This window comes from Bacillus sp. AY3-1 (genome assembly GCF_008368785.1).
Taxonomy (GTDB): domain Bacteria; phylum Bacillota; class Bacilli; order Bacillales; family Bacillaceae_G; genus Bacillus_A; species Bacillus_A wiedmannii.
Window position 1 is genome coordinate 498,764 of record NZ_QORZ01000017.1, and the last position, 13,128, is coordinate 511,891.

Annotated in this window: 11 protein-coding genes and 1 other annotated feature; of the genes, 3 read left to right on the top strand and 8 right to left on the bottom strand. The window is 35.7% G+C overall.

The annotated features are described in order from the left end of the window. Positions 1 to 44: 44 nt before the first annotated feature. The gene (gene rnhC, locus DN389_RS18130; protein WP_149237435.1) at positions 45 to 983 is read left to right on the top strand and encodes a ribonuclease HIII; all 939 of its coding nucleotides are present in this window, start codon (positions 45 to 47) and stop codon (positions 981 to 983) included. A gap of 121 nt (positions 984 to 1,104) precedes the next feature. Here rnhC and DN389_RS18135 read toward each other — a convergent pair whose 3' ends face one another. The 5 genes from DN389_RS18135 to DN389_RS18155 all read right to left on the bottom strand — a co-directional run bounded on the left by DN389_RS18135 (position 1,105) and on the right by DN389_RS18155 (position 7,511). After that, positions 1,105 to 2,277 carry a tetratricopeptide repeat protein gene (locus DN389_RS18135; RefSeq protein WP_149237436.1) on the bottom strand — a complete coding sequence of 391 codons (1,173 nt, stop codon included), beginning with the start codon at positions 2,275 to 2,277 and terminating at the stop codon, positions 1,105 to 1,107. A gap of 1 nt (position 2,278) precedes the next feature. After that, positions 2,279 to 3,493: a tetratricopeptide repeat protein gene (locus tag DN389_RS18140; RefSeq protein WP_149237437.1), complete on the bottom strand. Its 1,215-nt coding sequence runs from the start codon at positions 3,491 to 3,493 to the stop codon at positions 2,279 to 2,281. A 19-nt stretch (positions 3,494 to 3,512) separates the two neighbouring features. After that, on the bottom strand, positions 3,513 to 5,249 hold the full coding sequence (locus DN389_RS18145) for an Hsp70 family protein (protein WP_097889212.1): 1,737 nt from the start codon (positions 5,247 to 5,249) through the stop codon (positions 3,513 to 3,515). Positions 5,250 to 5,270: 21 nt separating this feature from the next. Then, the gene (gene grpE, locus DN389_RS18150) at positions 5,271 to 5,993 is read right to left on the bottom strand and encodes a nucleotide exchange factor GrpE (RefSeq protein WP_255450705.1); all 723 of its coding nucleotides are present in this window, start codon (positions 5,991 to 5,993) and stop codon (positions 5,271 to 5,273) included. Positions 5,994 to 6,110: 117 nt separating this feature from the next. Continuing rightward, positions 6,111 to 7,511 carry an AAA family ATPase gene (locus DN389_RS18155; RefSeq protein WP_255450706.1) on the bottom strand — a complete coding sequence of 467 codons (1,401 nt, stop codon included), beginning with the start codon at positions 7,509 to 7,511 and terminating at the stop codon, positions 6,111 to 6,113. Between the two features lie 458 nt (positions 7,512 to 7,969). On the opposite strand from DN389_RS18155, the gene DN389_RS18160 reads away from it, so the two are divergent. Together DN389_RS18160 and DN389_RS18165 are read left to right on the top strand one after the other, a co-directional pair. Beyond that, positions 7,970 to 8,239: a hypothetical protein gene (locus tag DN389_RS18160; protein ID WP_149237439.1), complete on the top strand. Its 270-nt coding sequence runs from the start codon at positions 7,970 to 7,972 to the stop codon at positions 8,237 to 8,239. Beyond that, the gene (locus DN389_RS18165) at positions 8,236 to 8,487 is read left to right on the top strand and encodes a hypothetical protein (RefSeq protein WP_000994750.1); all 252 of its coding nucleotides are present in this window, start codon (positions 8,236 to 8,238) and stop codon (positions 8,485 to 8,487) included. Before DN389_RS18160 ends, DN389_RS18165 begins: the two co-directional genes overlap by 4 nt. Positions 8,488 to 8,531: 44 nt before the next feature. On the opposite strand, the gene DN389_RS18170 is transcribed toward DN389_RS18165, so the two are convergent. The 3 genes from DN389_RS18170 to pheT form a co-directional block, all read right to left on the bottom strand. Continuing rightward, complete coding sequence (locus tag DN389_RS18170) at positions 8,532 to 8,666, bottom strand: YuzL family protein (RefSeq protein ID WP_000039594.1); 135 nt, start codon at positions 8,664 to 8,666, stop codon at positions 8,532 to 8,534. Positions 8,667 to 8,827: 161 nt separating this feature from the next. Continuing rightward, positions 8,828 to 10,219 carry an asparagine--tRNA ligase gene (gene asnS, locus DN389_RS18175; protein ID WP_088091796.1) on the bottom strand — a complete coding sequence of 464 codons (1,392 nt, stop codon included), beginning with the start codon at positions 10,217 to 10,219 and terminating at the stop codon, positions 8,828 to 8,830. Between the two features lie 52 nt (positions 10,220 to 10,271). Then, positions 10,272 to 10,523, bottom strand: a binding site (T-box leader). Between the two features lie 184 nt (positions 10,524 to 10,707). Further along, positions 10,708 to 13,128 carry a phenylalanine--tRNA ligase subunit beta gene (pheT, locus tag DN389_RS18180; protein ID WP_048565762.1) on the bottom strand — a complete coding sequence of 807 codons (2,421 nt, stop codon included), beginning with the start codon at positions 13,126 to 13,128 and terminating at the stop codon, positions 10,708 to 10,710.

Here is a 13,128-nt window from a genome sequence, read left to right on the forward strand (position 1 = left end):
TCCGATATGATAAAAATAACAATATAAAAAAAGGGGCGACCACTATGTCAAATTCTATCGTAATTCAAACAAATTCTACAGTAATTGAAGACATGAAACAACAATACAAACAGGCACTTAGCCCAAAAACCCCACAAGGCGGAATCTTCATGGCAAAGGTGCCGTCTTGCACGATTACAGCTTATAAATCTGGAAAAGTAATGTTCCAAGGTGGCCGTGCTGAAGCAGAAGCTTCTCGTTGGCAAACTGTCTCTCAAACACCGAAAACAGCTGTAAAAAAATCTGCCGATTCACACCGTTATGCACCCCCTACTTCCATCGGTACAATGTCTATCGTAGGGTCAGATGAAGTTGGTACTGGTGATTTCTTCGGACCGATGACAGTAGTTGCTGTATATGTGGATGCTAAGCAAATCCCACTGTTAAAAGAACTTGGTGTAAAAGACTCTAAAAACTTAAATGACGATCAAATTACTGCCATTGCAAAACAACTTCTACACGTTGTTCCTTACAGCTCTCTTGTCCTTCATAATGAAAAATATAACGAGCTATTTGATAAAGGAAACAACCAAGGTAAGTTAAAAGCTTTACTGCATAATAAAGCTATTACAAACTTATTAGCTAAAATTGCACCTACAAAACCTGAAGGCGTCTTAATCGATCAATTCACACAACCTGATACATACTACAAATATTTAGTAAAGCAAAAGCAGGTACAGCGTGAAAATGTTTACTTCGCGACGAAAGGCGAAAGCGTCCATTTAGCAGTAGCCGCTGCTTCTATTTTAGCTCGTTACTCATTCGTAAAACAGTTTAACGAACTAAGCAAAAAAGCTGGCATGCCACTTCCAAAAGGTGCTGGTAAACAAGTTGATATTGCAGCCGCTAAATTAATTCAAAAGCTTGGTAAAGAAAGATTACCTGAGTTTGTAAAAATGCATTTTGCTAATAGGGAGAAGGCGTTTCGCTTATTGAAAAAATAACTACTTTTTAGTATCGACATGATTTGCATGAACTAAACAAGGCGAAAAGAATTGGATTCTTTTCGCCTTTTATGGATGATATATGATTTTTGGCTATTCATATTACAACACTTGCATATATTTAAAAGAATATAGCTCCTGCAATAGCAATTACAACAATAATAGCAACTACACAACCTATCATGTTCCATATCGCCTCAGCAAAGAAATAATAAATGAATCCAGCAATAATCCCTAAAACTGGTGTTCCAATAAACGAAAAAATTATGCCTACAATAATTGCCATAACAATACTACCTCTGCTCGCATAACTTGCATTGTAGTTGGTGTTATTTTCATGAACTACATTTGCAGCTACCTCACTATTATTATAGTTTGTACGCTCCACCTCGTTATAACCATCCATTTCCATTCTCTGTTCTAAATCTCGTAAATAATTACTTATTTCCACATTCTCATTTTGATTCATATCCTGAATTATTCTTACAATTCGCGGCAAACAAGAATGCGTTATATCAATTTCGTCCGTCTGATCTAATAACATATTAATTACAGCTTGCTTTTCTTCATCATTTTGAGGAACTCTTTTAATTATTTCCCCAATCCTTTCACAGTACGCTATTCTTTCTTGTGCATTTGTTAAGTAGAGTAAATCAAGTAAGAGGAACATGTCTTCAATTCCTGGTGTGCAACTATTCAACCTTCGTTCCAGTGCTTGAATAGCATTGTCCCATTGTTCTAAATCTAGATATATATTTGATAAATGGATATATCCATACGACTTATTTGGATCCAATTTTATTATTTTATTTGCTTGACTAATAGCTTTTGAATATTCTTTTTTCGTTTTGTAAATTTTATACAATAGAAATTGATAATCCATATTTGATGGATGCTCTAACACTAATTGCTGCGCAACCTTCTTAGCATTACTAATTAAATCCATCTCATAATAGCAATGTGCTAAATAATAAAGAGCCTCTGCATCATCTGGATAATCCTCTATTAAGTCTTTCAGAATAATCACTGCATCTGTATACATATCTCGATTAATATAATCATTTGCTTGATTTAACAAGCGTTCATATTCTCCACCATTTTGAAGACTTCTATCATATGCTATTCGTTGCTCTTCATTCATTAATTCTTCATATGCTTTTGTTAACTGCTTAAATTCTTCAGGATATTTCTCATTTGAATACATCCTAATCTTACGAAAGTAAGCTTTTTTAATTTCATCTTGTGAAGCGCTTTGTTCTATCTCTAACAATTCATAATATGTAAGATTATTCATATTACTCTCCTAACAATGTCCCCAGTAATTTCCTTGCCTTTTGTCCTGTCCATTTATCTGCATACTCTTTGTCTATTTTTTTCAGTATAGTAACCGCTTCATCTTTTTTACCTGTATCCATAAAGTATGTCGCCTTCGATAAAAGAACAGCATCCGCATAATCAGAATTTTTAAAGTTAGAACTAGAATTATTTAAAAATTCATCATATAGTTTTTCTATCCCTGTATAATCTTTCATTTCTATTTTAGATAGAATGGTAAAGTATAGTGCATCATCCGCTATATCCGAATCACTTAGCAGTTTTCTAGCATTAGTAAATACCGTTTTTGCTTTTTCATAATTTCCTTGTTTATATAAAGACCTTCCATCTTTGTATAATTCCCAAGAAGCCTTATACTTTAATGCTTCATTTTGCATGAGACTAGACTCTAAAATTGCTGTTTCTTGGGATGACTGTTTTTGATTCTCTTTAATCTGTTTCTCTAAAGCAGTATTTTTTTCTTGTAATGATTTTTCGGCTTTCTTATGCTGTTGCTCTTGCTTTTTTTCATTTACCGTTTTTGCAGCAACTTCCTTTTGATAAGACTCTTTCATATGTTGTATAAGATACCCTCCAGCAAATAGGGACAGCACAATTACTGAAGTATAGAGTGTATGAAGAATCCAACCTTTTTTCTCCTGTACCGCAGGCTCCGTTACCTCAAATAACTTATACTTCTTCTGCAAGATTAAAATGGATTGCTCGTCCTTTACATATTTAGGAAATCGTTCAAACTCTTTCAGAGTCAGGTCTACACTCTCTACCGCTAGAAGACAAAGTAAATATGCATAATACACCTTTGCAGGTAGTGGGTATGTTTCTCTCTTCTCCAAAACTGTTCCCAATAAGCCCTTTGCTTCTGCATATTTCCCTTTTTTCATCAAAACTACAGACTTATTATACGAGCGATATAACTCTTCATATTTAGGCAATACCGCTTCTACTTTTTTCATCGTTTGTCTTTGCGACGCATTTATATTACGCTGGGCCTTCCATAAAACAATCCCTTTTTGAGGATATCCCGTATATACTTCAAGTAACCCTAACAGCCAATTAATTCGTGAATCTCCTGGTAAAAGAGCTGCAAGCGAAAGGATTAACTCTTTCGCTTGCAGAATACGTCCTTGCTGAACAAGTCGGATACACTGATTATATTGATTTGCTATATGTTCCATAATCGTCTCCTCTATCTTTTTACACAAATTCAATTAATAAATCAGTTAACTCTTCATCATATTTCTGAATTGAAATACGATCATTACGACTTAAAGCCACTTTTAAATTTGATACAGTTTCTTGTAATTTTTGCTTTTCTTGTTCTCCTACGTCTTGCATTAATTTTTCTGCACGATATAATGTCTTTTTAACATCTTCAAAATACTCTGATTCAGCCCAATCTTTTTCCAAGCGTACTTTCGCTTGCGTCATTTCACGTTCGTCCATAACACCCACTTGAGAATTAATGACTTCTGTAATTTTCTTTCCTGTACTCACAATCGTCGCTTCAATTTGTAAAATACCATTAATGTCATAAGTAAACTGGATTTCAATTTCTTCGTGTCCTGCTAACTGCTTTGGAATTCCCTCCAGAATAATGTCATCTTTATTCAACTTTGTATTCTCAAAAACTTTTTCATTTTCTCCTTGATATACTTGAATAATAACTTGATCTTGATAATCACTCATTGTATAGTATGTCTTTTTTTCTGTAACTGGAACTTTTGCACCTTTATTAATAATTGGATCAAAGTATCCACCTATAAATTGTCCGCCAACATTTTTCACAATATCTGTTCCTAATGTATACGAACAAATATCAAGAACCATTAATCCATCTGTTGAATCAATTGCTCCACTTTTAATTCCCGCTTGTACTGCAGCTCCCAAAGCCACTACTTCATCAGGATTAATATCCTTACGAATTGGACGTTGTAATTTTTCTTCTACAATTTTTTGGATATAAGGAATACGTGTAGACCCGCCCACTAATAAAATTTGATCAATACTCGTTAATGATAAATTACTTTCTTTTAATGCTGTATCTACCTCATGTAATGTGGAAGCTGCTAATTTTTGAATCAATTGCTCAAACTGCCCGCGAGATAGTTCCATATCAATCGTGACAGGCGCACCATTATGAATACCTACAAATGGAACCATAAATCGTACTGACATTTGAGTCGATAAAGATTTTTTAACTCGCTCAGCTTCTTCTTTTAATAACAATCGAACTTCTTGCTCCGATTTACCTTCGATTTGATATAAATGAATACCATGAATCATTTCATATTCCTTTACTACCCAATCTACAATTGCATTATCAAAATCCATACCACCTAGCTTATTATTACCAGCACTAGCTTTTACTTCTACTACACCTTCAAAAATTTCAATAATTGAAACATCGAAAGTACCACCACCTAAATCATAGACTAGAATATGTTGGTTTTGGTCCGAATTCTCGAATCCGTATGCAATAGCAGCTGCAGTCGGCTCATTAATAATACGTTCCACTTTTAGCCCTGCAATCTCTCCGGCCTTTTGTGTCGCTTTCCTCTGTGAATCGGAGAAATACGCAGGAACTGTAATAACAGCTTCTGTTACTGCCTCTCCTAGTCTCTCTTCTACACTTTCTTTTAAATACTTTAATATAAGAGCCGATACTTCTTCTGGACGCAGTTCCTTTTCTCCAATCGAAACCCTTTCTTCCGTTCCCATTAATCGTTTTACTTCAAGAACAGTACGATCCGGCAAACTTTTAATTCCCGATTTCGCATCTTCACCAATAATAATTTCGCCTTTTAAATCCTTTTGTACAACCGAAGGTGTTGTGCGGCTTCCTTTTTTATTTTCAATAATCTCCGGTTTTCCATTCTTTAAGTACGCAATAGCAGAATTGGTTGTCCCCAAATCGATTCCTACAATAGCCATAAATAATTCCTCCTAATATGATTAATAGACAGTGATCACGTATGCTTTTCTTAAAATTTCTCCTGTAACAGCATTGCGAAAACCTCGTTTATTTACTGTATATACTTGATATTTTTCATAACCTTCTGGAACTTCATTTAAAGGAACCGTTCCAACCCCTTCCATTACAGTCCCATCAAACAATTCCCCTTGAACAGAAATCTCTTCAATTTCTTCTTTTTCAAGTAGAAATAACGCTTTTTTAAGCGTTGTTTCCAGGCTATCTCCCCAGCTATTTCCTTCTACTTGCTTAGAAATGTTATAAACATTATCCAGCAAATCGAACATACTAATAACAAGTAAAGCTAACTTTTTTTGTTTTTTCTCAAATTCTACTAAACTAGTTTTTTCTTCAACCGTGCCTTTTTCTTGTACATATTCTTCCATCGTTGATTGTAACTCTTGTGCAATTTTAAAAAAGGCACGATTTCCTTTTTTAATTTCATCACGCAGTGTATCTACTGCTGGTTGTAAATCCGAATAATCTTGTGGTTCATATATTTCAAATGCTGTTTCTTCTAAAAAAGTTAAACCTGCAATATCGTTTTCTATCATTTCCATATAAGTGTCACCCAAATAAAACTCTCCCTTCATATCATGAAGTAAAAAATCAAAGAACAATTGCTTAAAACGACTTTCTGTTGTGGCTACAAAACGGCTCCACTTGTCTTCATAATTCTGATCTGTATATAACACAAACTTCATCTCTTCAAAACACCCTTGAATATATAACTGATATAAGTTTGCACTATGACCAATAAAGAATTTGAGTATGTGTGAAAAAGTATATTCACATTGTTCCTCTCGCACCCTTTTAACCCCTTAATAAAGAATTTTAGTCGTTCTCTCTACTCTATTAATAATCTCTTCATCAATGCTATCCAATTCTTTTTTTTGCCCTTGCGAAACTGCATAATAAGCTTTTTGTAGAATAATTTCCTCTACAAGATTTCTCATTAACCTACCATTCCCATGACTTTTGGGATTCAGTTCTATTTTCTTATTTAAAATATAGCGGACTCTTTCTTTCGCACCTGATGTAATTTTATATTCCTTTTTATCAAACATTAAATCTTGTATTAATAATAATTCGTCCACTGTGTAATCTGGAAAATCGACATAAATATTAAATCTTGAGCGAAGTCCTGGATTAGACTCAATAAATTCATTCATTTCATTAGGATATCCAGCAAGAATAACAATCAAATTTTCCCGATTATCTTCCATCGCTTTCACAAGCGTGTCGATTGCCTCCATTCCAAAGTCATTTGTACTGCCGCTTCGTGTTAAAGAATAAGCTTCATCAACAAATAAAACGCCACCTAGCGCTTCTTTAATTTTCTTCATTGTCTTAGGAGCAGTATGTCCAACAAATTCTCCAACTAGTTCCGAACGATCAGTTTCAACTAGATGTCCTTTCGACAATACTCCTAAAGCTTTAAAAATTTTTGCGACCAATCTAGCGACTGTCGTTTTCCCTGTACCTGGATTTCCAGTGAATACCATGTGAAGACTTAAATTGTCTGTCTTCATTCCTTGCTCTTTACGCATCTGATTAAAAATAACTAAATTATATATTTCTTTCACTTTTTGTTTTACACTTTGTAAACCAATTAATTCATCTAATTCTGCCATCGTCTTTTCAACTGAAACGATTTCTTTCTTTTCTAACAACTGTTTAGCAAACAAAGGATTCCTCTCTATCTCGCCTTCTAATTCTGCTATAACATTCAAACACTCTTGACTTTCTTGTTGAAGATTGTCGTATTGTAAAGCCGTTCGAAAAGAAAATCGTGCTCGTTGTATTGCTTGTTTTACTTCTTTAACATTATAAGGGTTCAACTGTTTTAAATTATCTACTAGTTCTTTATGAATATATAAATGCTTTCTTCGCAAAACAGCGTGCCCATATTGTATATAATAACTTGCATTATCTTGTGTAAATGATAACGCCGACAGCCAAAATTGTTCAGCCTTATCATCTTCACCTTTTTTTTCGTGCAAATATGCTAGTTTTTCATACCACCTACCTATTTCCTTACTCATATCTTTCTTCAAAGGAAATAAATCATTTTCAACTTTATATAAAAGCCTAAACGATCTTATAAATAAGTATGAAGTGGTTTCTAAATCTTCGCTCACTAAAGCAATTTCCATTTGTCTCTTTATATCTTCAAAAGACTCTAAAACAAATTCCCTTTTCCCAACATTCAATACGTTCACCTTTTATCATCTTTATATTTTAATTTACAAAAAAGAAATATGCAGCGCCACAAACCTTAAAACACCCTGCTCAACACTCTTAATTTTAACAAAACATTACATTTTCTTCTATAAAATTCTATTCTCCAAATCCTTATATTCGAATTTTAATAATTAAAAAAAGAAAAGCCCATTCATGAATATCAAAATATGAAAGAAACTACATAATATCATCAAGGATAAATTGTATTTCCGTAAGATTACGATAACTTTTTCTTCTTTGGATATAAAACCTATATGACTATAAACAAAGAGCATATTATTTCAGATAATTGAGTACTTCAAAGAAAAGAGGAACAAATGGAAGTTTTTTAACCTTCTCCTACAAACTCCTGTTTTTTGTTTCACTATACTATTGTCCTTTTATTTTTGTTACACTTAAAATATACAGATTATTCTAACATAGAAGGAAGTTCCCATTGCTACTTCTACAAATGATTCTAAATATTTTACTAGGCGATCCACACGAAAGACAGTTTGAAATTAGAGAAAACATTCAGCTACTAAGTGAGCAACGAGAGTTCAACGATTTAATAGAGCGTTACGGCCGTTCTTTCTTATTAAACTTTCGGATTCGAAGATTTATCGGGAAACACGATGCCCGCTTGTTAATACACAATCCAACAAAACTACAACACTTCTGTGAGGAACTTGAATCTATGATTAGAAAAAGGAGGTCTTTCATATGAACGCTGTAAAAGTTAAAAAGTTATTATATGTTTTCGTACACCTCGTAGGCCCGCTTTCTTACTTCATTATTTCTACCATTTGGGGAGTTTTGTTCACTACTAAATCCACATTCGAAAACATATCTGATAACCTTGGCGTTATGGCCATCTATTACGTGTTCATGAGCTTACTGTGGTATTTCTATTTAGATCGATTAGACAAAGATGTAGATAAAATTACAAAAGAAATTAATGATAATAAGGTGTAATGCATATAAAAAAAGGAGAGCCGCCAAGACTCTCCTTTTTTATGTTAGCTTCTTTTCTGCTTCTTATTTGATGAAGATACTTTATGAGAACCTGTTTCATGTGTCGTCGTTCCTTGTCCTTCTACTTCTGGAGAACCTAGGCTTGATCTTGAATGATCTTTTTTTACTTTTTTACTCATTTATATTCACCCCTTCGCGTTACTTTTTGCTACGAGGTAATAAACTATGCAACAATTCATCTCCACCTGAATTGTTGGATTTCACCCGTAACACAAATCAGATGGATTCTTCTTGCCGAAAAGGAAAAAAGCGAGAGGAAACCCTCTCGCTTTTTCATATCTTAAAACTCAGAAGAACCTGGAGTTCTTGGGAATGGAATTACGTCACGGATGTTAGCCATGCCAGTGATGTACATTAAGAAGCGCTCAAAACCTAGACCGAATCCAGCGTGTTTTGTACCGCCGTATTTTCTAAGTTCTAAGTACCACCAGTAGTCCTCTTCGTTCATACCTAATTCTTTAATTCTGTCTACTAAAACGTCCATTCTTTCTTCACGTTGGCTTCCGCCGATTAATTCGCCGATGCCAGGAACTAGAAGGTCAGTAGCAGCTACTGTTTTTCCATCTTCATTCATACGCATGTAGAACGCTTTAATGTCTTTTGGATAGTCAGTTACGAATACAGGGCGTTTGAAAATTTCTTCTGATAAGTATCTTTCGTGCTCTGTTTGTAAGTCAATACCCCATTCTACTGGATATTTGAAGTCAGCACCTGACTCTTGAAGCACTTTAATTGCTTCTGTATATGTGATACGACCAAAGTCAGAGTTGATTACGTTGTTCATGCGCTCAAGAACTGTTTTATCAACGAAGCTGTTGAAGAATTCCATTTCTTCTGGTGCATGCTCTAGTACGTATTTCATTGCATATTTCAGCATATCTTCTGTAAGATCCATTACGTCGCCTAATTCAGCGAATGCAATCTCCGGCTCAACCATCCAGAATTCAGCAGCGTGGCGAGTTGTGTTTGAGTTTTCCGCACGGAATGTAGGTCCGAATGTGTATACGTCACGGAATGCTAATGCATAAGCTTCAGCGTTCAGCTGTCCACTTACTGTTAAGTTTGTTTCTTTGCCGAAGAAGTCTTTTGATTCATCAACTTGTCCGTCTTCACCTTTTGGTACGTTGTTTAAATCTTGCGTTGTTACGCGGAACATTTCGCCTGCACCTTCTGTATCACTACCAGTGATGATTGGTGTGTGAACATGTACGAATCCACGCTCTTGGAAGAACTGGTGAATCGCAAATGCTGCGACAGAACGTACACGGAACGTTGCAGAGAATGCATTTGTTCTTGGACGTAAGTGAGCGATTGTACGTAAGTATTCAAACGTGTGACGTTTCTTTTGAAGTGGGTAATCAGAATCTGATAAGCCCTCGATATCAATTGTTTCTGCTTTAATTTCAAATGGTTGCTTCGCTCCAGGCGTTGCAATTACTGTACCTTCTACTTTAACTGAAGAGCTAAGTGGAAGTTTTGCAATTTCTTTGAAGTTCTCTAACTCTGTATCGAAAACGATTTGAACGCTTTTGAAAAAGCTACCGTCGTTTAATTCGATGAAACCAAATGCTTTTGAATCACGTAAGTTACGAATCCACCCTGATACTTGTACTGTTTGACCTGCGTATTTATCTGTATCTCTATACAGACTTTTTACTAATGTGTTTTCCATAGTGAAATTCTCCTTTGCACATATATTTAAATACAAAAAAACCTTTCATCCATAAAGGGACGAAAGGTTAAACTTCGCGGTACCACCCAATTTGTCATAAAGACCAACTTTAACTCGTATGTAATACATACTTCCCGGTTTGTAACAGGCCGGATTCCCGTCTAAGTCTACTCTTGAATACAAGATTCAATTTCGGTTAGCAACTCCAAGGTGTTCTTCACATATACCGCCTCATCAGGCTCTCACCGTCCCCGACTCGCTTTGGATTATAGTATATACTACTTTTCCTTATCATCGTCTTTCATTTTGTTAAACTAAAATTAATGTACTACATTCGAGAGAAAGATGCAAGATACCAAAAAATATATCAGCGATTTTCGCAATATATCGATCGTAACTCCAAATATATCAGCGATTTTTGTAATATATCGATTTTCCGACAATCGTGCCATAAAAAAAATTGCCGGACTTAATCCGGCAATCTTTTATTACTTACGTAACTCCGCACCAAATTTCTCTTCTACCGTTGTTAATACACGGTTATGTGCTTCTGTTACTTCTTCGTCTGTTAACGTACGTTCTGCATCGAAGTAGGTCATAGAGAATGCAAGTGACTTCTTGCCTTCTTCCATTTTTTCACCTTCGTATAAGTCGAATAACGTTACGTCTTTCAGAAGTTCTCCGCCAGCTTCAGCAATGACTTGCTTCATTTCGCCAGCTTTTGTTTCTTTTGTTACGACAACAGCCATATCACGTGTCATAGATGGGAAACGTGGAATTGCTGCGTAGTAAGTTTCTTCTGCGTCTGCACCAAATACTTTTACAAGAGATAATTCGAATACGAATGTATTTTTCACATCTAATTGTTTTTCTGCTTCTGGGTGCAATTGACCGATGAAACCAATTACTTCGCCATCTAATACGATGTCAGCTGTACGACCTGGGTGCATACCTTCACGTTTTGCTGGTGCATAAGTGATTTGGTTTGCAACGCCAAGTACGTCGAATAATCCTTCTAGTACACCTTTCACAACGAAGAAGTCTACTACTTTCTTCTCACCTTGCCATGCATGGTGAAGAGCAAGTCCTGTCATAACACCTGCAAGATGTTGTTCTTCTTTCGGAAGTTCTCCTGCTTCTGTTGGTAAGAAGACAGAACCTACTTCGTATAAAGCAACACTATCGTTTTTACGTGCCACATTATATGAAACAGCTTCTAGTAATTGCGGTACTAAACTTAAACGAAGTTGGCTACGCTCTTCACTCATTGGAAGTGCAAGGTTTACAGGAGCTTTTTCATTTGGCTCAACCATATATTGCTTCGCTTTATCAGCGCTTGTTAATGAATATGTGATAGCTTCATATAAACCAGCACCCTCTAGGAATCGACGTACTTTACGACGTTTCGTTTGTGCTGATGTTAATTTACCACGAGTCATTGTTCCAGAAGGTAATGTAACTGGAATGTGGTCATAACCGTATAGACGACCCACTTCTTCTACTAAGTCTTCTGAAATTGTAATATCAGGACGACGTGCTGGTACATTCACATGGAATGTTCCTTCTACTTCTGTGAATGGGAATTTCAAGTTTGTGAACATTGTACCCATTTCACTTGCAGAAATATTTGTACCTAATACACGGTTTACTTTTTCAGCAGTAACAGATACTGTACGCTCTTGTACTTGTAAGTTGTCAGCTTCTACTACACCTTCAAGTGCTTCTCCGCCAGCGTATTTCGCCATTAAAGCAGCTGCGTGTTGAATTGCTTCAAATGTACGTGTTGGATCGATTCCTTTTTCAAAACGTGCACTTGATTCACTACGAAGACCTAAGTCTTTTGATGTACGGCGTACTGTTTGACCTGCAAAGTATGCAGACTCAATTAAAACGTTTACTGTCTCGTTTGTAACTTCAGAATCCGCTCCGCCCATTACACCAGCAACAGCTAAAGCTTTTGTTCCGTTTGTAATTACAAGATGGTGATCTTGTAACGTACGCTCTTGATCATCTAACGTTTCAATTTTTTCGCCTTCTTTTGCAAGACGAACAACGATTTCTTTTGAACCTAATTTATCGTAATCGAATGCATGTAACGGTTGACCGTATTCCATTAAAATGTAGTTTGTAATATCAACTACGTTGCTAATTGGACGAATGCCAGCTGCCATAAGGCGCGTTTGCATCCACATTGGTGATGGACCAATCTTTACGTTCTTTACCATTTTCGCAATATATAACGGATTTTCTTCTTTCGCTTCTACACTTACAGAAATGTAATCAGCAGTTTTTTCTGCTGTTTCTTGTAAGTTGATAGCTGGAAGTTTTACTTCACGGCCGTAAATAGCAGCGACTTCATATGCAACACCTAACATGTTTAAGCAATCTGCACGGTTTGGTGTTAAACCAAGCTCAAGTACTTCATCATGTAAGTTTAAAATTTCAAGTGCATCTGCACCAACTTCAGCGTCACTTGGGAAGATGAAGATACCGTCTGCGTATTCTTTCGCAACTAGTTTCCCATCAATACCAAGCTCTTGAAGAGCACAAACCATACCGTGAGAAGCTTCACCACGTAGTTTTGCTTTTTTAATTTTGAAGTTGCCAGGAAGTACAGCTCCAACTTTTGCAACTGGTACTTTTAAACCTTTTGCAATGTTAGCAGCTCCACAAATAATTTGAACTGGCTCTTCTTCACCGATATCGATTAAGCATTTGCTTAATTTATCAGCTTCTGGGTGTTTTTCACATTCTAATACGTGACCAACTACAACACCTTTTACACCTTTATTTAATACTTCAACACCTTCTACTTCAATACCACTTTTCGTGATTTTGTCTGCTAGTTCTTGTGCTGTTACATCTTTAATATCTACATACTCTTGTAACCAACGATATGATACGAACAT